The organism is Mycolicibacterium stellerae (genome assembly GCF_003719305.1).
Classification (GTDB): domain Bacteria; phylum Actinomycetota; class Actinomycetes; order Mycobacteriales; family Mycobacteriaceae; genus Mycobacterium; species Mycobacterium stellerae.
The window spans coordinates 286,347-311,427 of record NZ_RARC01000004.1; the positions used below are offsets into that span (position 1 = coordinate 286,347).

General features: G+C 64.7%; 25 protein-coding genes and 1 pseudogene. 6 read left to right on the forward strand and 20 right to left on the reverse strand.

Annotation, left to right across the window (positions count from 1 at the left end):
• Positions 1-9 precede the first annotated feature (9 nt).
• From hypE to D6M19_RS08655, 13 genes are all read right to left on the reverse strand, one after another.
• Complete coding sequence (hypE, locus tag D6M19_RS08595) at positions 10-1,122, reverse strand: hydrogenase expression/formation protein HypE (RefSeq protein ID WP_123024748.1); 1,113 nt, start codon at positions 1,120-1,122, stop codon at positions 10-12.
• A complete protein-coding gene (locus tag D6M19_RS08600; RefSeq protein ID WP_234834766.1) occupies positions 1,119-1,784 on the reverse strand; it encodes a D-sedoheptulose-7-phosphate isomerase in 666 nt (221 codons plus the stop codon). The genes hypE and D6M19_RS08600 overlap by 4 nt, the downstream gene beginning before the upstream one ends.
• A 2-nt stretch (positions 1,785-1,786) precedes the next feature.
• Positions 1,787-2,479, reverse strand: coding sequence for a hydrogenase assembly protein HupF (locus D6M19_RS08605; protein WP_123024810.1), 693 nt, complete (start codon positions 2,477-2,479; stop codon positions 1,787-1,789).
• A gap of 20 nt (positions 2,480-2,499) precedes the next feature.
• On the reverse strand, positions 2,500-2,751 hold the full coding sequence (locus D6M19_RS08610; RefSeq protein ID WP_123024749.1) for a HypC/HybG/HupF family hydrogenase formation chaperone: 252 nt from the start codon (positions 2,749-2,751) through the stop codon (positions 2,500-2,502).
• Positions 2,742-5,126: a carbamoyltransferase HypF gene (gene hypF, locus D6M19_RS08615; RefSeq protein WP_123024811.1), complete on the reverse strand. Its 2,385-nt coding sequence runs from the start codon at positions 5,124-5,126 to the stop codon at positions 2,742-2,744. The genes D6M19_RS08610 and hypF overlap by 10 nt, the downstream gene beginning before the upstream one ends.
• Positions 5,126-6,304, reverse strand: a complete 1,179-nt coding sequence (locus D6M19_RS08620) for an NHL repeat-containing protein (protein WP_206428477.1) — start codon at positions 6,302-6,304, stop codon at positions 5,126-5,128. The genes hypF and D6M19_RS08620 overlap by 1 nt, the downstream gene beginning before the upstream one ends.
• The gene (locus tag D6M19_RS08625) at positions 6,301-7,221 is read right to left on the reverse strand and encodes a NifU family protein (protein WP_123024750.1); all 921 of its coding nucleotides are present in this window, start codon (positions 7,219-7,221) and stop codon (positions 6,301-6,303) included. Before D6M19_RS08625 ends, D6M19_RS08620 begins: the two co-directional genes overlap by 4 nt.
• On the reverse strand, positions 7,222-8,496 hold the full coding sequence (locus D6M19_RS08630; protein WP_123024814.1) for a hypothetical protein: 1,275 nt from the start codon (positions 8,494-8,496) through the stop codon (positions 7,222-7,224). It abuts the gene before it with no gap.
• A 4-nt stretch (positions 8,497-8,500) separates the two neighbouring features.
• Positions 8,501-8,806, reverse strand: coding sequence for a hypothetical protein (locus D6M19_RS08635; protein ID WP_234834777.1), 306 nt, complete (start codon positions 8,804-8,806; stop codon positions 8,501-8,503).
• 2 nt (positions 8,807-8,808) lie between these two features.
• Complete coding sequence (locus D6M19_RS08640) at positions 8,809-9,666, reverse strand: hydrogenase maturation protease (RefSeq protein WP_234834767.1); 858 nt, start codon at positions 9,664-9,666, stop codon at positions 8,809-8,811.
• On the reverse strand, positions 9,663-11,270 hold the full coding sequence (locus D6M19_RS08645; protein ID WP_123024751.1) for a nickel-dependent hydrogenase large subunit: 1,608 nt from the start codon (positions 11,268-11,270) through the stop codon (positions 9,663-9,665). The genes D6M19_RS08640 and D6M19_RS08645 overlap by 4 nt, the downstream gene beginning before the upstream one ends.
• A gap of 63 nt (positions 11,271-11,333) precedes the next feature.
• Positions 11,334-12,305: an NADH-quinone oxidoreductase subunit B family protein gene (locus D6M19_RS08650; protein ID WP_123024752.1), complete on the reverse strand. Its 972-nt coding sequence runs from the start codon at positions 12,303-12,305 to the stop codon at positions 11,334-11,336.
• Positions 12,306-12,376: 71 nt separating this feature from the next.
• On the reverse strand, positions 12,377-13,015 hold the full coding sequence (locus D6M19_RS08655) for a DUF1641 domain-containing protein (protein ID WP_234834768.1): 639 nt from the start codon (positions 13,013-13,015) through the stop codon (positions 12,377-12,379).
• Between the two features lie 172 nt (positions 13,016-13,187).
• On the opposite strand from D6M19_RS08655, the gene D6M19_RS08660 reads away from it, so the two are divergent.
• The 5 genes from D6M19_RS08660 (at position 13,188) to D6M19_RS08680 (ending at position 17,503) form a co-directional block, all read left to right on the forward strand.
• Positions 13,188-14,243, forward strand: coding sequence for an AraC family transcriptional regulator (locus D6M19_RS08660; protein ID WP_123024753.1), 1,056 nt, complete (start codon positions 13,188-13,190; stop codon positions 14,241-14,243).
• A 45-nt stretch (positions 14,244-14,288) separates the two neighbouring features.
• Positions 14,289-14,627: a hydrogenase maturation nickel metallochaperone HypA gene (locus D6M19_RS08665; protein WP_123024754.1), complete on the forward strand. Its 339-nt coding sequence runs from the start codon at positions 14,289-14,291 to the stop codon at positions 14,625-14,627.
• A gap of 4 nt (positions 14,628-14,631) precedes the next feature.
• A complete protein-coding gene (hypB, locus tag D6M19_RS08670) occupies positions 14,632-15,447 on the forward strand; it encodes a hydrogenase nickel incorporation protein HypB (RefSeq protein WP_123024755.1) in 816 nt (271 codons plus the stop codon).
• 78 nt (positions 15,448-15,525) lie between these two features.
• Positions 15,526-16,599, forward strand: a complete 1,074-nt coding sequence (locus D6M19_RS08675) for a class 1 fructose-bisphosphatase (protein ID WP_123024756.1) — start codon at positions 15,526-15,528, stop codon at positions 16,597-16,599.
• Between the two features lie 4 nt (positions 16,600-16,603).
• Entirely contained in the window at positions 16,604-17,503 is a 900-nt protein-coding gene (locus D6M19_RS08680) for a phosphoribulokinase (RefSeq protein WP_123024757.1), read from the forward strand.
• A 17-nt stretch (positions 17,504-17,520) separates the two neighbouring features.
• Here D6M19_RS08680 and D6M19_RS08685 read toward each other — a convergent pair whose 3' ends face one another.
• The 3 genes from D6M19_RS08685 to D6M19_RS08695 are packed head-to-tail and all read right to left on the reverse strand — an operon-like array spanning position 17,521 to position 19,986.
• On the reverse strand, positions 17,521-18,117 hold the full coding sequence (locus D6M19_RS08685; protein WP_234834769.1) for an alpha/beta hydrolase: 597 nt from the start codon (positions 18,115-18,117) through the stop codon (positions 17,521-17,523).
• Positions 18,114-18,539: a ribulose bisphosphate carboxylase small subunit gene (locus tag D6M19_RS08690; protein ID WP_123024758.1), complete on the reverse strand. Its 426-nt coding sequence runs from the start codon at positions 18,537-18,539 to the stop codon at positions 18,114-18,116. The genes D6M19_RS08685 and D6M19_RS08690 overlap by 4 nt, the downstream gene beginning before the upstream one ends.
• 16 nt (positions 18,540-18,555) lie before the next feature.
• Positions 18,556-19,986 (reverse strand): form I ribulose bisphosphate carboxylase large subunit, encoded by a 1,431-nt coding sequence (locus D6M19_RS08695; RefSeq protein WP_123024759.1) that lies wholly within the window; start codon positions 19,984-19,986, stop codon positions 18,556-18,558.
• A 171-nt stretch (positions 19,987-20,157) separates the two neighbouring features.
• On the opposite strand from D6M19_RS08695, the gene D6M19_RS08700 reads away from it, so the two are divergent.
• Positions 20,158-21,156 carry a class I fructose-bisphosphate aldolase gene (locus tag D6M19_RS08700; protein WP_123024760.1) on the forward strand — a complete coding sequence of 333 codons (999 nt, stop codon included), beginning with the start codon at positions 20,158-20,160 and terminating at the stop codon, positions 21,154-21,156.
• Between the two features lie 50 nt (positions 21,157-21,206).
• Here D6M19_RS08700 and D6M19_RS34175 read toward each other — a convergent pair whose 3' ends face one another.
• The 4 genes and pseudogenes from D6M19_RS34175 to D6M19_RS08715 form a co-directional block, all read right to left on the reverse strand.
• Positions 21,207-21,413, reverse strand: a complete 207-nt coding sequence (locus D6M19_RS34175) for a hypothetical protein (protein ID WP_164478394.1) — start codon at positions 21,411-21,413, stop codon at positions 21,207-21,209.
• Between the two features lie 111 nt (positions 21,414-21,524).
• Positions 21,525-23,042, reverse strand: a complete 1,518-nt coding sequence (gene nuoN, locus D6M19_RS08705; protein WP_123024761.1) for an NADH-quinone oxidoreductase subunit NuoN — start codon at positions 23,040-23,042, stop codon at positions 21,525-21,527.
• Entirely contained in the window at positions 23,039-24,583 is a 1,545-nt protein-coding gene (locus tag D6M19_RS08710; protein ID WP_123024762.1) for an NADH-quinone oxidoreductase subunit M, read from the reverse strand. The genes nuoN and D6M19_RS08710 overlap by 4 nt, the downstream gene beginning before the upstream one ends.
• Positions 24,580-25,081 (reverse strand): annotated as a pseudogene (locus D6M19_RS08715) (NADH-quinone oxidoreductase subunit L); the annotation flags it as partial. The gene D6M19_RS08710 and the pseudogene D6M19_RS08715, both read right to left, overlap by 4 nt.

Consider the following 25,081-nt stretch of genomic DNA (forward strand, 5'->3'; position numbering starts at 1 on the left):
CGTCCCCTCTCAGCAGATCCGTGGCAGTGGGTCGCCGACGAGCATGTCCACGATGCGGGTTCCACCGAATCCGGTGCGGACTACGACCGTGGCGGCCGGTTCGTCGGCGATGTGGCCGATCTCGGTGGCGTCCTGGCCTGCGGGGTGTGAACGGAGCGCGTCGAGTGCCGCGTCGGCCTCGGCCGGGTCGACGACGGCGAGAAACTTGCCTTCGTTGGCCACGTAAATCGGGTCGATACCGAGCATTTCACACGCGCCTGCCACCTGCGGCCGGACCGGAATCCGGTCCTCGGACAGAATCACCGCAAGGCCGCATGCCTGTGCCAGCTCGTTACAGACCGTGCCGATACCGCCGCGGGTTGGGTCGCGCAGCCACCGCGTCGACGGCGCCGCCTCCAGCAGACATTCGACCAGGCGGCTGACCGCGGCTGTGTCGGAGCTGATGTCCGCCTCGATCGCCAGATCTCCGCGGGCGAGCATGACGGCCATGCCGTGGTCGCCGATCGTCCCGGACGTCAGCACCTTGTCCCCTGGCCTGACCTTGTCGGGCGACAGTTCGCGACCTGTCGGGACGATGCCCACGCCCGAGGTGGTGATGAACATGCCGTCGGCCGCGCCTCTCGGCACCACCTTGGTGTCGCCCGTGACGATCTGCACGCCGGCCGCGAGCGCGGCGCCGGCCATGTCGGCGACGATCTCGCGCAGTTCGGCTATCGCAAAGCCCTCTTCGATGACGAATGCCGCCGACATCCACGACGGCACCGCGCCCGCCATCGCCAGATCGTTGAGGGTGCCGTGAACGGCGAGGTGGCCTATCGATCCGCCCGGGAAGCGTAGCGGTTGCACGACAAAGGAATCGGTGGACATCGCCATCCGCATGCCGCCGGGCAGGGTGATGACCGCGCCGTCGCCGAGCGATTCGAGGTGCGGATTGCGGAACGCCTCGACGAACACCCCGTCGACCAGTGCGGCGGAGGCCTTTCCGCCCGCGCCGTGCGCCAGGGTCACCACGGTGTCGCGCAGTCGCGGGCGGCGTTTGCGAAATGTGCCGATGCGGTCGATGACTTCGCCCTCACCGAAGGACGGCCCCGAGGTGAGGTATTCGGCGACATGTTCTCTCATTGACAGCCCTTCTGCGCATGAACGGCTGACCACAGCTGATAGCCGAGCAGCGCCTGCGACTCCTGGATCCGGTGCACGCTTTGGGACCGCACGACGAAGCACACGTCCACGTCGGGGTTGGCCGCGAACGCGCCCCCGTCGTACCCGGTGAACCCGATCGTGAACAGGCCGCGACCATGAGCCTCCCGCATGGCCAGCAGGAGGTCCGCGGAGTTGCCGCTGGTCGACATCGCGACCGCGATGTCGTTGGGCTGCGCCCTTGCGATGAGTTGACGGGCGAAGACAAGGTCGAAGCCGACGTCGTTGCCCAGCGCCGTCAGCACCGCCTGATCGGCGGTCAACGACCAGGCGGGCAATGGTTGGCCCTCTGGCGGCCGGGCGAACAAAGATGCCAGAGTGGCTGCATCCGTTGAGCTTCCGCCGTTGCCGAAGGTGAACAGCCGTCCGCCTGCGGCGAATCTGCGCGCCAACTCCGCGCTCGAGGTCTCGATGAGTCCCGAACAGGCCTCGAGCGTGGAACGGCGAAGTGCGGCGCTCTCGGCTGCCTTCATCGACGCGGACGCCGCCAGGTCGGCGAGCAGTGCGGCGGAGTCGGTTTCGTTCCCGTCAATGAACGGATAGAGGAAGTTCGTCGGCTCGTCGAGATCTTGTCGGCCGGCCACCGTCACGTCTCCCTCAGCTTGCTGATCACCATTCCGGCATGGACGAGTACGAGGTCGCCGGGGAACAACGTGCCTGCGAGCACGGTGACGACGTCCTCCCTGCCCGCAGCGGTGCGCACCGACGCCGTCCCATCGGTTGCGGTGCTCAGTACCTCTGCGGGACGGCCTTCGTCGCTGCAGGTGATACACACGTCGTCGGTGCAGACGGAAGGTGGTGCGGTCAGCAGTCCCGGGTGCTCGAAGCAGACGTGGGTGAGTTCCCACAACAGGTGATACATCAACACGAACTCGCCGGTGGCCGCGAGAGTCGGGTCGGGATCGTCAAGCCACAACACGTGATCGGCCGCTCCGATGGCCGGGCGCTCACCGTTGCCGATCCAGATCGTCGTGACCCCCCATGCGGCGGCCCGGTTCATGACGGCACGGACCTCGGGATCACCGGCGCCGGCACAGGCGATGACCACGTCGCCGGGGCGGACGGACATCCGTACCTGTGCGACCAGGTCGGGGCCCGTCAACGCCACAGCGGGAAGGGCGCGTTTGCCGACGACCACCGGATGGACGAATTCGACGGCGATGTGCTGGGCGTGCGGGGAGAAGGCAGGCGCGATGCACCACATGGTTGCCTTGTCCGAAAACCTCTGCGCCAGAGTCAATGAAGCATGCGCGAGATCAATCGCGAGCTCGGGCGCCATCCCGGTGTGCGCCGGTGACGTCACGACGCCGCCTCCTGCTCGCCGAAGACGCCGTACTCGCGCATCGTTTCCAGCGTGATCTTCGCCGACTCCTCGTCGATTCGGGTGAGCGCGAATCCGGCGTGCACGATCGTGTAGTCACCCACGGCCAGGTCCGGAAGATAGGCCAGGCAGGCGGTTTTGACCTGATCGGCGAATGCGATCTTCGCGAACCGCCCCCCGCCCGGTTCGTCCCACACCTCGGTGATCCGCCCGGGGATCCCTAGACACATTCTGTGGTCCTTTCGCGTTGTGCATCGTCGGCGTCCTCGAGCGCCGCCATGGTGGCTATCGCAGCCTGGCCCAGCGCCAACCCGCCGTCGTTCGGCGGGACAACGCGATGGGTCAGAACGGTGAAACCGTCGTCTTCGAGAAGTCGGCGGCATGACTGCAGCAGCAACACATTCTGGAAGACTCCGCCGGTCAGCCCGACCGTGGAGATGCCGCCCGCCACCAGCCGGACCACCTCAGAGACCGCGCGTGAAACCGCCCGATGAAATGCCATGGCCAGGCCCGCCCGGTCGGCATCGTCGCGCAGCGCGCGCACCATTGTGGCGATCATCCGTGTCGGGTCGATGACCCCGCAGCTGTCGACGTCTAGCCGCAACGGCACCTCGGCCGTCGTGTGGTCGGCAGAAGCGGCCAACACCTCGAGTTCGATGGCGGCCTGTCCCTCGTAGTCGATGTGTTGTCGGACGTCGAGAAGTGAGGCCACAGCATCGAACAACCTGCCCATGCTGGTTGTTGGCACGCATCCGCGACCAGTCGCGAACTGCGTTCTCAGCAGCCGCAATTCGGCCGGAGTGGCGGCTTGGACCGGAGACAGCTCGGCGGTCCACGGCACGCGTGCCTGCCATAGCTGTGCCAGCGCGACCCGCCATGGGTTGCGCACCGCGGCATCCCCGCCGGCCAGCGGCACGGCAGCGAGGTGCCCGACGCGGCTGAAGCGATGGCTGTCGTGGCCCAGTCGCAGGATCTCACCGCCCCACACAGTGTCGTCGCACCCGTACCCGGTGCCGTCGAATGCGACACCGATGATCGGCTCGCCCAACATCGCGTGCTCGGCCAGAAGCGATGCCACATGGGCGTGATGATGCTGGATCAGGTCGACGGGGCGCTCGCCAGCGTTGTGCTCGGCCCAGTTGCGGGTCGCGTATCGCGGATGCAGATCGGCGGCCAACCGGCTGGGCTGCCCCCGCATCTCGCAGAGTTGCCGCACGCTGTGCGTGAACGCCTTCAGCGTGGCGACCGAGCCCATGTCGCCGATGTGGGCAGAGCAGTATGCGCGGCGACCGTCCGTAAGGCAGAAGGTGTTTTTGAGCTCCCCGCCGACCGCGAGAACAGGTGGGCTGTCTCGGCCGAGGTCGACGGGGAGCGGCACGTGGCCGCGTGAGCGGCGAATGGGTATCTCCCGTACTTCTTTTCCGTCGTCCAGCGGACGAACCACCGAGTCGTCACACGGGACATGGATGGGCCGGTTGTGGTCGAGCACAGCGTCGGCCAGCGCGCCCAACCGCTTGGCCGCGTCGTCGTCGGTGTAGCAGATGGGTTCGTCTGACCGGTTGGCGCTTGTCAGCACGATCGCCTCCGGCGGAACGGTTTTCGCACCCGGCACCCGCGCCAGCAGCAGGTGGTGGATCGGCGTGTACGGCAGAATCAGGCCGAGCAACGGGTTGCCCGGCGCAACTCCCGCGCCGACCGGTGCATCGCTTCTGCGTCGCAGCAGCACCACAGGCCGAGCCGCGCTGGTGAGCACTGCGGCGTCGGCCTCACTCACCTCTGCGTAGCGCTGCGCTACGTCGAGGTCACGGACGAGAACCGCGAACGGCTTGCCGCGCCGGCCCTTTCGTTGGCGAAGTTCGGCAACCGCCGCATCGTCGTCTGCCGCGCAGGCGAGGTGATAGCCGCCGATGCCTTTGATGGCGAGTATCCTGCCCTGTTCGATTGTGGCCTGGCCTGCCTCGAGTGCCGCGTCGGTGCCGTCGACGCGGCCGCCACTACCCGCGAACCACATCGAGGGGCCGCAGTCCGGGCATGCGATCGGCTGTGCGTGGAATCGGCGATTCGTCGGCTCGTGATATTCCGCCGCGCACTGATCACACATGGCGAAGCCCGCCATGGTGGTCGCAGGTCGGTCGTAAGGCAGTGCACGGATGATGGTGAAGCGCGGACCGCAATTGGTGCACGTGACGAACGGATGCCGGTAGCGGCGGTTGGCGGGGTCGAAGAGGTCGGCCATGCAGTCCTCGCAGACCGCCGCGTCGGGCGGGATCGGGGTGGGCGCGGCGCTAGCGGACCTGCTGATGACGATGTGAAATCCATCGTCGTCTGACGGCTTTTCCGCCAGTTCGGTGCAGAACACGTCGCTGACGACCGCCAACGGCGGCGCCTCGGTCACGAGCCTGTGCCCCAATGCGTCGAGCGCGCTCGACGGGCCCTGGGCTTCGATGAAAACGGCCGCCGAGTCGTTGCCGACGAACCCTGACAAGCCCAGTTCGGCGGCCACCCGATGGACGAACGGCCGGTATCCGACGCCCTGAATCACGCCTGTCACCGTGAACCGGCGCCGCTGCACAGGCTCGGCCGTCGTGGGTGTGGAAGCAGACATCATGACCGCCGCCAGATCATCACCCGGTTGTTACCGGCGTCGGCAACAGCGAGTCGGTCGCCGTGCAGCCAGACACCGTAGGGCCAGCACAGGGAATCGTGAGTGACCGCGCTCCAACGGTTTTCACCGTTTGCTTCAAGCGTGGGTTGGGCAAGCACATGATCGGCCGGTCGGCCGTCACGCGGCACGCCATCCCAGAACAGAACTCGGTTGTTCGCGGTGTCGGCGACCGCCAACCGATCGTCGTCCATGCTCGCGGCGTATGGGAACCGGAATCTGTCGCCGCACTGGGGCCCGTACGGCCACTCGCGTGCGGTATGGAGGTCGGGCTGACCCATGAGTCGGTCGGCGGGACGGTCGGCGTCGGGCAACGGTGACCATCCCAGCACGCGGTGGTCACCAGCGTCGGCGATCAAAAGGAGGTCGTCGGAGCCCGTAATGGCATGCGGCCAGCGAAAGCTGGCCGGGCCCACCTGTCCGCCTCGGTTCTCCTCGCGGCCTGCGAAATCGGGTTGACCGAGCACGACGTCTGCGGGTCGATTCACGTCCGGCAGGCCGCCAAACCAGCCAAGCACCCGCCGGTTGCCGGTGTCGGCAACCCAGAAATTGGACCCGACGACCGCGACGCCGAACGGCCAGTACAGTGACGACGCCGAAGCCGTACTGCCCATGTTCGGTTCCACATCGGCGCTGCTGCGTTGTCCCAGAATCAGATCCGGCGGTGTCCCACTCTTGTCGGGCACGGTGCGCCAGATCAGGATTCGGTGATGCCATGCGTCGGCGACGATCAGCCGACCCTCGTGCACGAGCACGCCGGTGGGCAGGTTCATGCCGTTCTCCGTGCCGCGCCCTGCGGCGGCCCGCCCTTCGGTTACGCCGTCGGGTTGGCCCAACACGACATCCGCGGGTTGTTCGTCGGTGCTTGGCATTCCGTGCCAGATGAGCACCCGGTGGTTTCCCGAGTCGGCGACGACAAGGTACCGGTCGTCGAAGAACACACCACGAGGTGAGTACATCCAGGCCAGGGTCGGGCTGGCGGCAGGCAGCGCCAGGCCGCCCGGCGCGGGCGCACCCAGCCATACCTCGGGGCGCCAACCGCCGGACAGCGCCACGCCGGTTCCCGTGTGGGCTCGCGGTACGCGCGGCGCGAGACTTGTGCGCACGGTCAGGCTCGTCATGTGCCGACCCGGACCCAGATCCGGCCCTCGTCAACACGCAGCGGCAACTGCTCGAGCTGCGCCGCGGGTGCCGTAAGGCATTCGCCGGAAGCCGCGTCGTAGCAGAATCCGTGCCACGGACACGTCAGCGTGCCGTTGGACGTGTCCAGCACCGCGTTGTCCAACGGCAAAGCCTCATGGGCACATTCGTTGACATAGGCGGTCAACCGCTGATCGAGGTTGACCATGAGCACCGAGACCCGTTGGTCGGAGTTGGCTGCGGACAGCTCGACTACTTTGAGGTTGCCTTCGGCCACATCGGCGATGTCGCCGGCTTGTGCCCAGCCATCCTCGATCCGATGTCGTGCTGGAAACAGCGAGTCGGCCGAAATCAGCGTCGGCTCAGGCTCGTTGGGCAGTACCTCGACTGACGTCACCGATGGCAGATTCTCGACGAGCGCCTGCTCGACCAGGTTGCGCAACGTCACCGAGGACATCGAGCAACCGTTGCACGCCCCCTTCAGCCGGACGAACGCCGTCCGGTCCTCGATGCGTACCAACTCGACATCGCCACCGTGGCCGTGCAACTGCGGGCGCACCGCATTCAGCGCCTTGGTGGCCTGCGTCATCGGATCCGGCCGGATGATCTCGTGCAGCGACAACAGCAGGTGCACGACGGGGTCGTCGACCAGATCGAACAGCACCGCCTGCGCGGCAACGTCGGCCCGCATGCCACGCACGATGGTAACGAGCCCGGCGCGGTGCACGGCCTCGATCGCGCTTTTGAGTTCCTCGGCGACGGCGCGTGCAGCGGGGTCGAGGCTCTGAAGCGCGGCCACCGCCTCGTCGACGCGCTTCGCCAGCTCTTCGAAGCCGGGCTCAGGAGGCTGCTCGACGGCCGATCGGGGCGGCGAAACGTCGGACACGGTGGTGGACAATCAGGGCCCCTCCGTTTCGTCAGTGACGGAAAGCACCCGCTGGCGTGCGATCTCGTCGAGCACGCCCCTGACGGCACGCACCGAATCGTCGTCGCCGAGTTCCTCGAAAAGAAACCGCGCCTCGTAGAGCTTGGCCTTCGCGTCGTCGAACACGCCGAGATGCGCCAGCACGTTACCTTGGTTGGCCAGCACCCTGGCCCGACCGAGCGGGTCGGTGGTGCGGTCGCGGGTCTGCAGCACCGCTTCGTAGATCTCGGCGGCCTCGACCAGGTTCTCCCGCTGATGGCGCGACGGCGTGTAGACGAGCGAGTTGGCCAGATTGAGCTGGACGCTGGCCCATTCCTGCGGATGCTCGTCTCTCGTGTAGACGGTGAGCGCTGAGCGCAACGACTGCGCAGCCACCCCCAACCGCAGTTGGCTGGAGGCCTCGACCATGGGCATGGTCAGGTATGCCGCGGCCAGTCCGGCGTGCGCTGCGGCCCACAACATCGGCGCGTCGGCACGCCTGACCAGTTGCAGCGCCGAGTGGTAGTGGGGGATCACGGTCGTCAGTAGCTCGGGCCGCCGTTGCGCTTCCTCGTGCAGCGCGCTCGCGAGGCACAAGTGGATCTCTGCACGTGGGACCCGCAGGCCGTCCGCGCCGTCCAGGTCGGACAATGCCTTCTGCAATCGTGATCCGTAGCTCTCGTCGCCGATGTCGCGGCAGATTGCACCTGCCGCGCCCCGCAATGTGCCTGCCAGCGACGCCGATATCGGTGCGGCGGCCGCTGCTGCGAGGTCGAGCATTTCGACTGCGGCCTGGTGATCTCCGCCGATCATGGCGTGACTCGCGCCTGCGGACAGCACGGCCGCGGCGATCTCGCCGTCGACGGAGTCGGAATGAGGTGGCGTGTCGATGCGCCCGAGCGCGAACAGAACGACATCCACCAGGACGGCGAAGTCACCCAATCCACGTCGTAGCTCTTCGGGATCGACGTTGTCGGGGTCGAGCACGAACTGGTTGTACCTGCTGACCGGGTCGTGGTGGCCCTGCAGTTCGGCGATCGCGGCGCCTCTTTCGCCCGCGGCGGCGAGCTCGTGGGCGCGCAGGTTCTGCGGCCAGCTCGCGGGGAGCCGCCCAGAAAGCAGCGCCTCCCGCACGCCGTCAGCCTCTTTGCCCGCCGGAATCAGCATGAACCCCAACGGCAGTGGAAACAGGCCGAGCGGCTGTGGCCGGGGGATCACCACGGAGACATGGGAAAGATCTTGATCCACAACGGATGTGGAGGTCAGCATTGCGTCATCCATTAAGGGGTCCTCTGATATCGCGTTCGGCGGCTCGTTTGATCATGCGAGCCGACAGCTCGGCCCTTGCCCTGGTGGGGTGGGTATCGATCCGCTTGTGCACGACGCCGTCGGCGAATACCACGACTATGTCGACAGCCCATCGTCCGCGCTCCTCAGTGACGACGGTGTCGACACTGAACGCCTCGTCGGCCGAGCTGTCCTCGCGCCGCTTGGTGCGCGGACGGATGTCACCGTAGTCCGGCGCACCTGAAGCATCGTGGCTGGAGGTCGGATCGGTATCGGGTCGCTCGGCCACCATCGTCACTTCTGCTGCCCCAACGGAACCCGCAGCGCGCCCTGCGCGTCCTCCCAGACCGCGTTACGGCAGCCGACGGGGATGTCGTCGTCGAGCAGTTCTCGAACCAGGACCGCGCGATCGCCCGCCGGGGTGCGCTGCTTGAGCAGAAGCCCGCCGCTGCGCGGGCCCCGCAAGGGCAGCAGCCACAATGCGCCGTCGCGAATCGTGCCGACGGCGACATGGGCGGGGAAGTGCGCCGCACACAGCGCGGCACCAAGGCGCAGGTAACCGTCCTCGGTGAACTCCACCGCAAGGTCATCGGGATCGCTGGGTTCTTGCGGGCGCAGCGCCGCGATGAAGTCGGCCTCGATGATGTCGATCACCGTGTTCATCGCAGTGGTTACCACGGGCGAAAGGTCGGCACCCATCGCAACATTGGCCGCCTCGATCAGAAAGACGGTGATGTCGGACGGACAGTCGTCGGCCAACGCCCAGCGTGCGAATGCGATGGCATGGTCCCAGCGGAACGAATGAGTGTGTAGACCCTCCAGCGGGGGGAGTTCCGCCAACTCCGCGCCGGGGACCCGGTACACGGTGCCCGGCGCGGCACCGGTGGCCGACGCGTCGACGATCACGACCCGCCCGGCGCCGCGCATCTGGAATGCGACATCCATTCCGGCGGTGCCGCCGTCGACCAACCGGAGTCCTTCCGGCACACCGCGTTCCCAGAGATGACGCACCAAAATCGGCCCGACGCCGTCGTCACCGCGCAACAGGTTGCCACAGCCGACAACCATGACCGCACAACCCGGCGGGTCGAGTGCTGGGTCGGCCCTGCCGGATTGCGCGATCTCGTCGGGGGTGGTTGACGTGGGAATCACACCATTCCGTTGATGACGAACTTCGACAACTCACGACCGGACTTTCCGTCGTAAGCGTGCACCGTGCACACCAGACAGGAGTCGAAGCTGCGCGCGACGTGACCCAACTCCACCGGGTCCTCGGTATCGACGATCGGGGTTCCCACAAGCGCACTCTCGATCGGGCCGAGTACCTCAGAGCCGTCGCGGGGCCCGATGTTCCACGCGGTCGGGGTGACGACCTGATAGTTCTTGATCTTGTTGTCCTCGATGACAATCCAGTCCGATAGCGAACCGCGGGCGGCCTCGGTGGAACCGAAGCCCTTGCCCTCGGCGTGCTCGGTCGGCTTGGTGTAGAAGCTCTCCTTGAGGTCGAGCTGGTTGAGCCACTCGCGGGTCCAGTTGTAATACTTCGGCGCTTCGTGCATGCGGGCCAGTTGACGCACGAACACGCTCGGCCCGAGCTTGTTGTAGAGATCCACGAACAACGTGTCGTCGTCCTGGTGCGGCGCGGCATTGGGACCGCCTGCGGCCATCCGTCGGGCCAGAGGCCCCGCCTCCAGCGGAATGTGGCCAAGGCCGGGCACGTCGTAGCGCGGGGACTTCGCCCAGCTGTACTTGCCCTGCTTGCGGCCCTCTTCGGGGTCGACAGGGATGGTCTCGCCGTCGAACGGGTGAAGTGCCCCGGTCCCTTGGTAGAAGGAATGCGTGACATCCTCGCGCACCCGTGCCTGGTCGAACTCGGACCATTCGCCGTCGGCGAAGATCCCCGACCGGCCGATCAGCGCCGCGTTGCGTCCCTCGATGGTGGGATTTTCATAGAGCGACGGATCGAAATAGGTACCGGTGGCAATGTAGTTCCCGACGCCGCGGCCGTACTTGTCAAGGCCGACGTCGAGGCAGAAGCGGATGAAGAAGCCGCAGTCGCTGTTGTGCTGCTCCTCGTTCTCGTCCACCCACTCCAGGACGTCCTCCCACGTCTTGTTGGCCAGCCAGCGGTCGATCGAGCAGCCGAGCCACTGCTTTTCCAGCCAATTGTCCTTCCAGTGCTCGAGGATCGCGATCGAACGCGTCACATCGGTCAGCGTGGGTGCGCACATCACACCGCCGGGCACCATAAAGCTGGAATGCGGCCACTGACCGCCGAAAATCGCGTACACCTCAACGGGTTTCGAGGACAGCACCACGCCGGGCTGGTAACTGGTGCCGACGTAGGGCGCGAAGCGCCGGACCGACTCGGCGTAAAGCGGGGACTTTGCGTAGTTCTTGTTGGTCAGATCGATTGCGAACAGCGCGTAGAAGTACCTGGGAATGGACTGCAGTGTCTCGGCGGCCTGACAGATGTTGCGGACAAGGGTGGCGTTCTGCGGCACGTGGGTGCGCCACGCGGTGTCGAGCGCATAGGCGGACTTGTAGAGATGGCTGCCGCCACAGATACCGCAGATCCGCGGTGTCACTACGAGGCCGGCTTGCGGATCCTTGCCCTGCAGAATGATTTCGAAGCCGCGAAACATCGCGGCTTCGGTCCACGCCGAGGTGACAACCCCGTTGTCGATGGTGACGCGCACATCGAGGTCACCCTCGACACGTCCGAGGGGACTGACGAACAAGTCCAACGCAGTCATACGGTAAGTCCTTTCAAGACCTTGGGCTGAGACTGTGGGCTGTAGCGGGGCGTGCGGTTGGGATCAGACGACGAACATGTCTTCTTTGGACCACTGCGGCGCAGCTATTTTGGCCGCCGCTGCGTGCGCCATGTACGTGAGATGGTCGCTGCCCTCGGGAACTTCCTTGGGGATCATGCCGCTGACCTTCTGAGTCTTGAATACCGTTCCCGGTGCGAGGTCGAAGTGCGGGAACTCGGGTTCGGTGCAACCAAGGCACGGCATGCCCGCCCTGGTCTTGGACGACTGCCGGTTCCACAGGATTCGGTTGCACGGAGAGTGGGTCATCGGACCACGGCAGCCGAATTCGTAGAACAGGCAGCCGGTCCGGGTGCCCTCGCCGAAGGACATGGTCGACTGCTTGTATTCGAAGAACTGCACGCGGGTGCAACCGGTCTGGGTAAATGTCTTGAAAAACGTTTCCGGCCGGTGCAACTCGTCCAGCGTGATATCACCCGCGCGGCCCGTCGCAAGCGCGACGATGATCTGGGTGATCCAGTCCGGGTGTGCGGGGCAGCCGGGGATGTTGATGACGGGAAGACCCATCTTCGAACGGAAATCGGGTCCGAGGTAGCCGCCTTTGCGGCGCTTGTGGAATTGCAGGCCGGTGGACGCCGAGGGGTTGGGCTCAGTCGCCGGTATGCCACCCCAGCAGGCGCAGTCGCCTATCGCGACGACGACCTGGGCGGCGGCACACAGATCGTCGACCCAGTCCTTCATCGGCCGGTCGGCGAATATGTCCATCCGGCCGGTGCCGTTGGGAGCTTCGATGACGGAGCCCTCGAACACGAAGATGTCCAATGGTCGCTCGCCGCGTGCGCAGTCCCAGAACACTTTCTGGGCGTTGTCACCGAGTTCGAGGCCGAGCGACGGATGCCACAGCAGGTCGAGCCCGAAGTCGACGATCAGGTCGACGACGTTTGGTTCCTCGGCGTTGAGGAACGACATCGTATTGCCGCTGCACGCGCCTCCTTGTAACCAGAGCACGGACGCCATGAAATCTCCTCTCAGTGCCTGCGGGCTGGGCAGGCGTTGGGCTGTGTTCGAGCGGTGGGCTGTGTCGATGGCTATGTCGCGGCGTGCCTGCCGTTACCGCTTGATGGTGACGTCCCTGATGAGGCAAGCCGCTGGCCGAAGGCTCGCGCGATATGAATCATGAACCCCAGACCGCGGGAGACATCAGGGTCTTTAGCCACTCGCATCAGTGCGAAAATCCCCTTGGGCCCGCGCGGATCGGCCGCTGCGGCCTGGCGTCCCTCGAGGAGTGCCTCGCCGAGGTCGGCAAGAACGTCGGCGGTCTTCACGTCGGTGAGCGGTGAGTGCAGCAGCCTGTCGATGGCAGGCGTTGCGTCGACGACGGCGCTGGACAACCGGGTGACGGTGTCGCTGAGGGCGGCGAGATCGACGCTGGCCCATGGCCGCTGGCCATTGGTTGCCAGTTCTCTGACCTCTGCGACGCTCGAGGCGAGGTTGTCGCCGATCACGTCGGCCCGCCGCAGCATGCCGTCGAGGCCGACGATGATCGTCGCCAGGAGATCGGCATGGTCGAGGATCAGCGAAATCGACGAGGCGATCTTCGGGTCGTCCAAGCGGGCGATCAGATCGTCGCCTGGGGACTCGTCGACCAGTTCGTCGCTGTCCAGGGCCGCGATGACCGAGCCGTGTGCGGGCACCAATACCTCCTGAGTCGGTGTGTTGGTGCTCACACACGCTAGCCGTGAGTCTGCACATGGCCTATCGCTTTCGCGCAATCACTGTCAGAATTGCGCAAACTTATGCGCGCAGATGCGCTCAATGCGCCGAGGAGACTTGAATGATCGCCGCAAACTCTTCAACGAAAGGTCGAACCATCATGGGTGGTGCGGACGGTCGACGCTGATGTCGCGCCTGGCCCGGATGGGCTTTATCGACAGCCGCCGCACCGGCGATCCGGTGCGACGCAAGGTGCGTTCCCGTGGGGTGCCGCCCGCGCTGGCAAACAACGAGATCTTCTACACCGAGAGCATCCGAGAAGCAGGCGCCTTGCTGAGCCGGGCGCTGGCGCCGGGATGGATCACCCTGACCGAGGATGGATCAGGATTCGCCGCAACGATGCACGGGGTGCGGCTCCGCAACGTCAGCATGCTCTACCTCGATCTACATGTGCGGTCGACACTCGAGATCCCGGTCCTGGGGCGGTATTTCGGAGTGCATATGCCGATGAACGGAAACGCGAGGTGTCACCACAACGACCATGAATTCGAGGCCAACACAATCAGGGCGTTGGTGACGAGTCCGGGCGCGGGGCTCACTATGCACTTCGACGACGATTCGCCGCAGTTGCTGATCCGCTTCGAGGAACAGGCACTGCATGAGTATCTGACGCGGCTGCGGGGCCGACGCCTTTCGGGGCCGCTGGTCTTCCATCCGGAATTCGACTTGACCAGCGACGTGGCCGTGCGCTGGCATGCCGCGGTGCAACTTCTGCACACCGAGGTCTACCACGCCGGGTCTCTCGTACAACTCGGTCACGGGATCAGCGGGATCGAGGAGCTGTTGATGAACAGCCTGCTGCACATCCAGCCGTCGAACTACCACGACGAGTTCATCCGGCCTGCCTCCCACCCTGGCCGCAGGGTCGTGGCTGAAGCGATGACCTACATCGACGCACATCTGGCCGAACAGATCACCATGGAGTCGATCGCCCGCCACGTCCACATGAGCATCCGCTCGATTCAGCAGGGCTTTCGCGACGAACTCGGAGTGTCCCCGATGACCTACGTCCGCGACCGAAGGCTCGAGCGTGTGCATGCCGAACTCGCCGATGCCCTGCCGAGCGACGGGGTCACGGTGACCGACGTGGCAACACGTTGGGGCTTCAACCATCTCGGCAGCTTCGCTTCCGAATATCGGAAGCGCTGGGGTATGACGCCCTCAGAAACGTTGCGACAGTAGCGCGCCGGTGCGTGTATGGTCGCCTCTGACTCGAGGAGGGTAGGAGTGCATGAGCTCTCGATCTGCAGCTCGATGGTCGGCATCGTGAAGGAGCACGCTGCGGGCAGGGAAGTCCGCGCTGTGCACGTCCGGATCGGCGAGATGCGCCAGATCGTGCCCGACACACTGGTTTACTGCTGGTCACTGGTCACCGAGCAATCCGACCTCGAGGGCGTCGAGCTTCACGTCGAGCGCATACCCGTCAAGATTCGGTGCACCGGCTGCGGGCACGAGCAGGTACTCGCCGAGCTGGCCTTTGTGTGCGGTTCCTGCTCGGGAAGCGAGGTCGATCTCATCGAGGGCGACGAGTTCCTCATCACTTCACTCGATCTGGCAGGGGTGTGACGCTGTGGGCAGGTTCCATCGACACGAAGACGGCCGCGAGCACCATCACGACCACGACCACGACGATCCACATGACCACGGTGATGAGCGGGTCGCCGAACACGACCACGGCGATCATTCGGGCTATGTGACGGGCACCGAGCGAGTTGTGGTGCTCGAGCGGATATTCGAGGAGAACGATCAGACCGCGGCGGCCAACCGCCGCGACTTCGACACCGCTGGTCTGACGGCGGTGAACCTGATGTCTTCACCTGGCGCAGGCAAGACGACGGTGCTCTGCGAGGCCCTGCGCCTTCTGCAAGGCCGGCTCGCCGTCGGCATCGTCGAAGGTGACATCGAAACGAGCATCGACGCCGACCGGCTCGACGGGTTCGGCGCCGCCATCGCGCTCATCAACACCGCCAACGGATTCGGCGGGGAATGCCACCTCGACGCCCCGATGGTGCGTTCGGCGTTGTCGCGGCTCCCGCTCGCCGACCTCGACGTGCTCATCATCGAGAACGTCGGGAACCTGGTGTGCCCGGCGGAATTCGACGTCGGCGCGCATGCCAACGCCATGGTGTACTCGGTCACCGAAGGGGAAGAGAAGCCGCTCAAGTATCCGGTGATGTTCCGGTCGGCCGACCTCGTCATCGTCAACAAGGTCGACCTCATTCCTCACCTCGACTACGACCTGGCGTTGTTCTACGCCAACCTCAACAAGGTCCATCCCGGGGTGGCTGTCATTGAGACGAGTGCACGAACCGGGCACGGGATCGACCAGTGGTGTGACTGGTTGTCCGATCTGCACCGCGACACACGCGTGGCGACCATCGGCTGACCGCAACGGTGGGCAGCCACCCGAGCGCCCACCCATGAGGGGGATGGGCCCTCCCATCGGCACCGACATCCTTGGACCATGCTTGCCGATCGCACCACGTTGGTGCAGTTCCTGATCGAAGAACGCCGGCGTCACCCTGACGCGTCGGGCGACTTCAATGCCCTGATCCTCGATGTGGCACTGGCCTGCAAGGCGATATCGAACAGGGTGGCACTCGGCGCACTGGTCGGGGTGCTCGGCGCGGTCGACCACACCAACGTGCAGGGCGAGGTGCAGCAGAAGCTCGATGTTCTCGCCAACGACTACTTCCTGCGCGCCACCGAGTGGAGTGGCCATGTCGCCGGGATGGTCTCCGAGGAACTCGACGCGCCCTACTTGCTGCCGACCGAACATCCGCGGGGCAAGTATCTGCTGCTGTTCGACCCGTTGGACGGTTCGTCGAACATCGACGTCAACGTGTCGGTCGGCAGCATCTTCTCGATACTGCGGGCACCACAACCCGGGTCGGACCCCGACCGCGAGCACTTTCTACAACCCGGTTGCCAACAGGTCTGTGCCGGATACGCGATCTATGGTCCGTCGACGATGCTGGTGCTCTCGGTGGGCACAGGTGTGCACGCGTTCACCCTCGACCCGAACCTCGGTGAGTTCATCCTGACCCGTCAGTCCATCCGTATACCCTCGAGCGCAAGCGAATTCGCTATCAACGCATCCAACCAGAGGTTCTGGGAGCCGGCGGTGCAGCGGTACGTCCAGGAATGCCTGGCGGGTCGATCGGGACCCCGGCAGAAAGACTTCAACATGCGCTGGGTCGCCTCCCTTGTCGCGGAGACGCATCGAATCCTCGCCCGCGGAGGTGTCTTCCTGTATCCGCGCGACTCCCGTGAGCCCGTCAAGCCGGGACGGCTTCGACTGCTGTACGAGGCCAATCCGGTGGCGTTCCTGATCGAGCAGGCCGGCGGTGCGGCGAGCACCGGGCGGCAGCGCGTCCTCGACGTGGTCCCTGGCGATATCCACCAGCGTGTCTCGTTCATCTTCGGTGCACGCGAGGAAGTTACCCGGATCGAGGACTATCACGGCGAGACCTATGAGCTCACGTCCACACTGCCGCTGTACCGCACTCGCGGTCTGTACCGCAACGTGGCGGGGTGATCGGATGTCACGCAGACATCCGATCGTCTCGGTTGCAGGTTCGTCGGGCGCGGGCACCACATCGGTGATGCGCACTTTTCAGCAGATCTTTCGCCGCGAGGGAATCAACGTTGCCTACGTGGAAGGCGACAGCTTCCACCGCTTCGACCGTAAGGAGATGAAGAAGGCGATCGCCGAGGCGCACTCGCGGGGTGACCACGCGTTCAGCCACTTCGGCCCCGAAGCCAACCTCTTCTCCGAACTAGAGGACCTATTCCGCACCTATGGAAAGACCGGAGTCGGCAGATACCGCAAGTACCTTCATGACGAGGAGGAGGCCGCTCCGTATGACCAGGAGCCCGGCACCTTCACCGCGTGGGAGCAGTTGCCGGGCGACACCGACATGCTGTTCTACGAGGGACTGCACGGTGCAATCACGACCGACACGGTCGACGTCGCACGTCATGCGGACCTTCGCATCGGCGTGGTGCCGGTAATCAACCTCGAGTGGCTTCAGAAGTTGCACCGGGACAAAGTGGTTCGCGGCTACACCTCTGAGGCCGTCACCGACACCATCCTGCGTCGCATGCCGGACTACGTGAACTACATATGCCCGCAGTTCTCGAACACCGATGTGAACTTCCAACGCGTCCCGGTCGTCGACACGTCAAACCCGTTCGTCGCGCGGACGATTCCCACCGCCGACGAGTCCATGCTGATCATCAGGTTCCGTGATCCGCATGGCATCGACTTCCCCTATCTGCTGGCGATGCTGCACGATTCGTTCATGTCACGCCCGAACACCATCGTGTGTCCCGGTGGCAAGATGGACCTTGCGATGCAGCTCATCTTCACCCCGATGATCATGCGGTTGATGGATCGGCGCAATGCGGAGCGCAGTAACGCCGATCTGGTCAAGGCCTGAAAGCGAAAAGCTGCGGACTAGCGCGAAAGCGCTCGCACGACGATCTCGGCGACCAGTTGCATGGTGAAGTGCCGGGACGTCCGAGGGCCGGCCAGTTCCACGAGCCGGAAATCACCTCGCACCGACCGTCGGCTCGCCAGGGCCACAGCTTGTGTCGCCTTACTGCCGACCAGTGCAGTGGTGTCAACTTCCACTGCGGGACAATGAATGTCGTGGATATCGCCGTCAATGTCCGGCGCGGCCGGATGGCCGCAGTCGACCACGACCAAGCCGGTGAACCGCGCACCGTAAGTGGCGGCGAGGCTCCACGCCAGGTCGCCTGCGGCGCCGTCGCCGACGAGCAGACCACTCGACACCTTCAGCTGGTCCAGCACCGTGACGACGGCCTTCGGCGTCAGCCGGGCGTGCACGGATATCACGACCGTCCGGAACATCGCCACGTGCAGTCGTTCCCGGATCGGGTGGTAGGGGTCGCCTGCTGGCGGCGCCTCCGCGAACATGATGACGGTCCGGCCCGTTTCCGGGCCGGACACGGTCACCGGCACCTCGACCCCGTCGAGCGAATCGACATTGTGTATCGACGGGCGGTGTGTCGGGTGCAGTGCGTTGATCACGGCGACCCGTACCGGTCCCCGGGCGGCTGCTGGGTGGCGTAGGCGAACGTGGTGTAGCCGATCCGGCGATCGGAACCCTCAGCGCGATTGAGGCGGAAGCCGGGCTCTTCGTCGGGTCGCTGCACGATGAACGAAAAGGCGGTGGTCTGGCGGCCAAGACTGGCGTCGTAGGCGTTGAGACGCACGTAGGAGTTTGGATATGCGCTGCGGCAGGCATTGACCTCCAACAGCACTCCTGCGGCGTCCTTGAGGTCGAACATGGGCAGCCCCCACATCTCCCAGTAGACGTTTCGGGGATGTGGGTCGTCGGTGAACTCCACCGACAGCGGCCAGTTGTTGTTCAACGCGTAGTTGATCTGCGCGGTGATCTCCTCGTCGGTGAAATCGGGCAGATAGGAGAAGGTGCCCTGGGTGACTTTCATTGGTGTGTCTTCTTTCTCAGCTAAGGGTTGGGGTGGCGACCATGTCGGGGGTATCGGTGGACTCGTAATTGAACGAGATGTCACCCCAGGTGGCCAGGGCGGTATCGAGCGCACGGTTCTTCGCGGCCGCCTTCTTCAGGATCTCGGGGCCCTCCGCGTAGTAGTCGCGGCCTTCGTTGCGCGCCTTGATCATTGCCTCCAACGCGACGCGATTGGCCTCGGCGCCTGCAGCGATCCCCATCGGGTGGCCGATGGTCCCGCCGCCGAACTGCAGGATGACATCTTCGCCCAGGTAGTGCAGAAGTTGGTGCATCTGACCCGCGTGGATGCCACCCGATGCGACCGGCATCACGCCGGGCATCGATGCCCACTGCTGGTCGAAGTACAGCCCCTTGACCGGATCCGCGGCGATGTTGTCCAGCCGCAACGTGTCATAGAATCCCGCGATCGAATTGGGGTCGCCCTCGAGTTTTCCGACGACCGTGCCCGCGTGGATATGGTCGACGCCGGCCAGCCGCATCCACTTGGAGATCACTCGGAAGCTGACACCGTGATTCTTCTGCCGGGTATAGGTACCGTGGCCGGCCCGATGCAAGTGCAACAGCACGCCGTTGGCGCGGGCCCAGTTGGCCATCGACTGGATGGCCGTATATCCGACGGTCAGATCGATCATGACGACCACGGAGCCGAGTTCCTTGGCGAAGTCGGCGCGTTCATACATGGCTTCCATGGTTCCGGCAGTGACATTCAGGTAATGGCCCTTGATTTCGCCGGTTGCCGCTTGCGCACGGTTGACGGCTTCCATGCAGAACAGGAATCGATCCCGCCAGCGCATGAAGGGCTGTGAGTTGATGTTCTCGTCGTCCTTCGTGAAGTCCAGTCCACCGCGCAACGCCTCGTAGACCACGCGACCGTAGTTGCGTGCCGAAAGACCGAGCTTCGGCTTGGTGGTTGCCCCCAGCAGGGGCCTGCCGAACTTGTTCAAGTGCTCGCGTTCCATCACGACACCGTGTGCGGGTCCCTGGAACGTCTTGACGTATTGGGTCGGGATACGCATGTCCTCCAGGCGAAGTGCCTTCAGCGGCTTGAATCCGAAGACGTTGCCGATGATCGAACTCGTGAGGTTGGCGATCGAGCCCTCCTCGAACAGATCAAGGTCATACGCGATCCACGCAATCCACTGGCCCGGTGCATTCGGAACCGCATCGACGCGGTAGCACTTGGCCTGGTAGTGCTCGAAGGTGGTCAGCCGGTCGGTCCACACCACCGTCCACGTGGCGGTGCTGGACTCGCCTGCGACCGCCGCGCCCGCCTCTTCGGGAGGCACACCCGGCTGCGGCGTTATCCGGAAGGCGCACAGGATATCTGAGTCCTTCGGAACGTAGTCCGGTTGCCAATAGCCCATCTCTGCGTACGGGATCACCCCGGCGTTCCATCTATCTGTCATGCCCGGAATGCTGCCAGCCAATTCTGAACATGTCTATTGAGAATATGCCAGTCTCAATCAAGCAAATACTTGAATGAGTCACCCTCCGGGTCCACCTCCTAGGTGAGGCCGACCGGGCCGGGTTGCCGATAGCTTTCAACCGACAATCCATGTACCGAAGGGCATACCCACATGACGACCTGCCGACAGATCGCCGCGCGAATGATGGCTCCCGGCAAGGGGATCCTTGCTGCGGACGAAAGCATCGCAACGATGTCGAAACGGCTGGAGGAAGCCGGTGTCGAACCGACTGCCGAGAACCGACGGAAATATCGGGAGCTCCTGGCCTCCGCGCCTGGCCTTGCGGACAGCGTCTCGGGCATCATCTTCTGCGACGAGACGTTGCGCCAGACGTTCAGTGACGGCACTCCGTTTCCCGAGACGGTCAGCGCATTAGGCATACTTCCCGGGGTCAAGGTGGATACCGGTGCCAAACCGTGCCCGGGTCTGCCCGGCGAGACAATCACCGAGGGACTTGACGGGTTGCCTGCGCGCCTGGCCGAATATGCGGAAATGGGAGCGGCGTTCGCCAAGTGGCGTGCCGTGTTCACGATCACCGGCGACACCCCGACGCGCGGCGCGATAAGGGCGAACGCGAGTGCCCTGGCGCGTTATGCCGCTGCCTGCCAGGAGGCGGGAATCGTGCCTATCGTCGAACCCGAGGTGCTCATGGACGGTACGCACAACCGCGGTGTGTGCAGGGACGTGACGGCCGAGGTTCACACCGCGGTGCGATCCGAACTGGCGCTACTCAATGTCGATTTGGCCGGGATCGTGCTGAAGCCGAACATGGTTCTCGAGGGCGAGGGATATGGCAGGCAGGCCACTCCTGAGGCGATAGCCGAGATGACGGTCGGGGTCTTGAGGGCGTGGCCGGGCGACCTTGCAGGCGTTGCCTTCTTGTCCGGCGGACAGCCCCCGCAGCGTGCGACCGCCAATCTTGAGGCGATGCAATCGCACAGAACGCCGTGGCCACTGACGTTCTCGTTTGGCCGTGCGTTGGTCTCTCCCGCGTTGGCAGCATGGCGCGGTGACCCGGGTCGTGTTGCCGACGGCCAGGCGGCCCTGATTGAGCGTGTCGCCGCCAACGGTGCCGCGGCGCGGCTTCGTAACGAACTCCAACCTGCCTGAATGAAAAGCGGGGGCGGCGCGGTTCGATGCGCCGCCCCCGTTTTGTTGTGCTACTGGAGCACCCAGACCGAGCGTCGAGTCTGATCGATGATCTCGCGGCCGCCGCGGTCGTATTGCACGACGATGTGGCCCGGTGTGGTCGAGGAGACCCGGCCAAGTCTCCCGAAAACACCGTGGGCGACCCGCACGCGATCACCTGCAACGGGAACGAGCGAAGACATCATCAAGGGGGCGAAATATGCAGGTGTATGGCTCATTTCGATGCTCCTTCTTCCGACGTCCTTGGCTACCATCCTGCCGTCCCAGTGCGGGGATTACTGCCCCCAGATGGGGGTAGTCGAGGGGTGCCCCGCCTGCCGGCATATCGCCTAGTGGACGAAGTCCCCGGCATGGATCGTCAGATCGAGCAACGGTTGTGGAAGTACACCGAGCAGAACGGTGCCCGCCGCGGCCACGGTGACGACCGCCGCGGTCGCCAATGCAGGCCGGGCCGCGGCGGGCGCATAAGTGTCCGGCACGGCGAAGAACATCGTCACGATCACGCGCGCGTAGGCGTACGCGGCGACCACACTGGTAAGTGCGCCGACAACAACAAGTATCGCGGCGCCGTCGGCTGCGGCGGCGGCAAAGATCGCGAACTTGCTGACGAAGCCACTGGTAAGCGGAATGCCGGCAATCGCCAACAGGAACAAAGCCATTGCGCAGGCGACCGCGGGGGAGCGCCGCCCGAGTCCCGCCCACCGCGAGGTGTCGGTTTCCTCCTCGCCGTTTGCGGCGCGGATCATCGTGACGGTGGCGAACGCCCCTAATGTGGTGAGGCCGTAAGCGATCAGATAGAACAACGTCGACGAGAGGCCGGCCTCGGTCCCGGACACGCCCAGCAGCAGGAACCCGACGTTGGCCACCGCCGAATAACCGAGCAACCGTTTGATATCCGTTTGAACGATCGTCAGCACGGCGGCCACCACCATCGTCAGGGCCGCAATGCCCCACAGCACCGGCCGCCAGTCCGCGGCAAGCCCGGGCAGCCCCACGTAGAAGATCCGCAGCATGGCGCCGAACGCGGCGAGCTTCGTCGCCGCAGCCATGAACGCCGTGACGGGTGTCGGCGCGCCCTGATACACATCCGGGATCCACGAATGAAATGGAACCGCGCCAACTTTGAACAGCAGCCCGACGGTCAATAGGGCGACTCCGGTCAGTACCAGCGACGTCTGGCCGCGGTCGTCGATCGAGGTGGCGATACCCGATAGCGTGAGGGTGCCTGCGTAGCCGTAGATCAGCACTATGCCGTAGAGAAACATTGCGGATGAGAATGCGCCGAGCAGAAAATACTTCAGCGCCGCCTCCTGGGAGAGCAACCGACGATGTCGAGCCAGCCCGCAGAGCAGATACAGCGGCAGCGAGAGCACCTCGAGGGCAATGAAGATCGTCAATAGATCCGACGCCGCCGGGAACAACAACATTCCACCAACCGCGAACATGAACAGCGGAAATACCTCGGTCTGCAGAACACCTGCCCGCATGGCGTCTCGCTCCTCGGCGCTGCCGGGAACGGTCGATCCCTGTGGTGCGAATGCGGCGAGTCGACGTTCACCGAGTGGTGCGATCGCGACAGCACCCGCCAACAGGATGGCGCCTTGCAGAATCAGCGTCGGACCGTCGATTGTGACCGAACCCATGACGGCGTGACCGCGATGGCCCGCCTGGCGTACGACGGCGACGAAAGCTGCGCCGAGCGCGATGCAATTCACACCCAGCTGGGCACGGTACCGGAGATGCCGAGGGAGTAGCGCTTCGAGAAGGACGCCAAGGACACCGGCGCCGAACACGATGAGCATTGGTGAGAGGGCGGCGAATTCGACATTCGGTGCTGGCAGTGTCATTTGGCGGCGATCTTCTGTGCGGGATCGGGTTGGTCGATGGTGCTGATGGTGTGGGTGACCGCGGGATCGATCACATCGAGCAGGGGTTTCGGGTACACGCCGAGCACCAGCAGCAGCGCGATCAGCGGCGTCACCACCGCCAGTTCGCGGGGGATCAGGTCACGTAGCCGGTCGTTGCCTTCGGCGACCGGGCCGCCCATCATCCGTTGGTACATCCACAGGATGTAGATCGCCGAAAGCACCAGCGCCGTGCTCGCCACAATGGCGGCAAGCGGATATCGGGTGAATGTGCCGATGAGCACCAGGAATTCGCTGATGAACGGTGCGAGTCCAGGGAGCGCGAGAGCGGAGAGGCCTGAGATGAGAAAGGTGCCTGCCAATACCGGGGCGACCTTCTGTACGCCGCCGTAGGCGCTGATTAGGCGGGTTCCTCTGCGCGATACCAGGAACCCGGCGATCAGGAACAGTGCGGCGGTTGAGATGCCGTGGTTGACCATGTACAGCGTCGAACCCGATTGGCCTTGGCTGGTCATCACGAAGATGCCGAGGATGATGAAGCCGTAGTGCGAGATGGAGGTGTAGGCGATCAGCCGCATCACGTCGGTCTGGCCGATGGCCAGTATCGCGCCGTAGACGATGCCGATGACGGCCAGGGTGATGATCAGCGGCCGGAAATACGCTGAGGCGTCGGGGAACAACTGCAGGCAGTAGCGCAGCATGCCGAAGGTGCCGACCTTGTCCACGATGGCCATCATCAGCACCGCGGTCGCCGGTTTCGCCGACGTGGCGACCCCTGGCAGCCAGGTGTGAAACGGCCACAGCGGAGCCTTGATCGCAAACGCCACCATGAAGCCGAGGAACACAAGCTTCTGGACAGTCGGTTCGGTTTCGGGCGCGATGCTCAGAAGCGACTGGAAATCCAAAGTGCCAGGCCCTGATCCTGCGGATACCGCGTACAGGCCGATGATCGCGGCGAGCATGATCAACCCGCCGAACAGGTTGTACAGAAAGAACTTCAGCGCGGCTTTGGACGCCGCGGAGTCAGTGTGATCAGGTCCGGTGCGGTTTCCACCAAATCGACCGATGAGGAAGTAGAGGGGAATCAGTGTTGCTTCGAATACGACGTAGAACAACAACACGTCGAGCGCGACGAATGACAGCATGACCATCGATTCAACCGCCAGCATCAGAGCCACGTACGTCCCCGCCGCCAATGGGGCGTCGTCGGCGTCGTTCCAGCCGGCGACGATCAGCAGCGGCACCAGCACCGCGGTGAGCAGGACAAGCGCCAGTGCGATGCCATCGACGCCGACGGTGTACCCGGCGCCGAAAGATCGAATCCACGTGTGGGTTTCGACGAACTGATACCGATCGCCCGTGACGTCGAATCCGACCGCGAGCAGGCTTGCGACGGTCAGGACCGCCAGTGAGACAATGAGCCCCACGCCCTTCGCGAGTCCACGGCGTGGCAACAGCATCACGATGCCTGCGCCGGCTACCGGGCCGACCCACAGGATGGAGAGCCAAGGTGCATCGATCACGACAGCCCCACAACTACGAGGGCGGCCACGACGACCGCTGATCCGGCGAGCATCGTGAGCGCGTAGGAGCGGGCGTATCCCGTCTGCCAACGGCGCACCCTGCTCGAGGTGTGTGCGACCGCCCCGGCGATCGCTTCGACCGCTGCGTCAATGACGCTGTCGTTCAGCGCTTCTGACGTACTCACCAGCCGGGTGCCCGATTTCATCAGTAGGGTTTCGTTGATGGTGTCTCCGTACAGATCTTTGCGGGCGGCCACGGTGAGTGCTGTCACGTCTTGGGGTGCGGTGTCGGGGACCGGCTTTTGTGCGTACATGCGGTAGGCGATGAGGATGCCGATGGCGACGACGGAGAGCACGATGATGGTGACGACCCAGGCGGGTAGGGCGTGGTGTGCTTCGTGGGCGCCGACGACGGGTTGGAGCCAGTGCGCCAGGGTGCCGCCGATGGCGAACAGGGCGCCGGATGCCACTGAGCCGACGGCGAGCAGGATCATCGGC

Bases quoted from the DNA above. Each gene is read 5' to 3' on its own strand.
- hypE (WP_123024748.1), bottom strand. From the start codon at position 1,122: ATGAGAGAACATGTCGCCGAATACCTCACCTCGGGGCCGTCCTTCGGT.
- D6M19_RS08605 (WP_123024810.1), bottom strand. From the start codon at position 2,479: ATGGCGCCCGAGCTCGCGATTGATCTCGCGCATGCTTCATTGACTCTG.
- D6M19_RS08610 (WP_123024749.1), bottom strand. From the start codon at position 2,751: ATGTGTCTAGGGATCCCCGGGCGGATCACCGAGGTGTGGGACGAACCG.
- hypF (WP_123024811.1), bottom strand. From the start codon at position 5,126: ATGTCTGCTTCCACACCCACGACGGCCGAGCCTGTGCAGCGGCGCCGG.
- D6M19_RS08620 (WP_206428477.1), bottom strand. From the start codon at position 6,304: ATGACGAGCCTGACCGTGCGCACAAGTCTCGCGCCGCGCGTACCGCGA.
- D6M19_RS08630 (WP_123024814.1), bottom strand. From the start codon at position 8,496: ATGCTGACCTCCACATCCGTTGTGGATCAAGATCTTTCCCATGTCTCC.
- D6M19_RS08635 (WP_234834777.1), bottom strand. From the start codon at position 8,806: ATGGTGGCCGAGCGACCCGATACCGATCCGACCTCCAGCCACGATGCT.
- D6M19_RS08645 (WP_123024751.1), bottom strand. From the start codon at position 11,270: ATGACTGCGTTGGACTTGTTCGTCAGTCCCCTCGGACGTGTCGAGGGT.
- D6M19_RS08650 (WP_123024752.1), bottom strand. From the start codon at position 12,305: ATGGCGTCCGTGCTCTGGTTACAAGGAGGCGCGTGCAGCGGCAATACG.
- D6M19_RS08660 (WP_123024753.1), top strand. From the start codon at position 13,188: ATGTCGCGCCTGGCCCGGATGGGCTTTATCGACAGCCGCCGCACCGGC.
- D6M19_RS08675 (WP_123024756.1), top strand. From the start codon at position 15,526: ATGCTTGCCGATCGCACCACGTTGGTGCAGTTCCTGATCGAAGAACGC.
- D6M19_RS08680 (WP_123024757.1), top strand. From the start codon at position 16,604: ATGTCACGCAGACATCCGATCGTCTCGGTTGCAGGTTCGTCGGGCGCG.
- D6M19_RS08690 (WP_123024758.1), bottom strand. From the start codon at position 18,539: ATGAAAGTCACCCAGGGCACCTTCTCCTATCTGCCCGATTTCACCGAC.
- D6M19_RS08695 (WP_123024759.1), bottom strand. From the start codon at position 19,986: ATGACAGATAGATGGAACGCCGGGGTGATCCCGTACGCAGAGATGGGC.
- D6M19_RS08700 (WP_123024760.1), top strand. From the start codon at position 20,158: ATGACGACCTGCCGACAGATCGCCGCGCGAATGATGGCTCCCGGCAAG.
- D6M19_RS34175 (WP_164478394.1), bottom strand. From the start codon at position 21,413: ATGAGCCATACACCTGCATATTTCGCCCCCTTGATGATGTCTTCGCTC.
- nuoN (WP_123024761.1), bottom strand. From the start codon at position 23,042: ATGACACTGCCAGCACCGAATGTCGAATTCGCCGCCCTCTCACCAATG.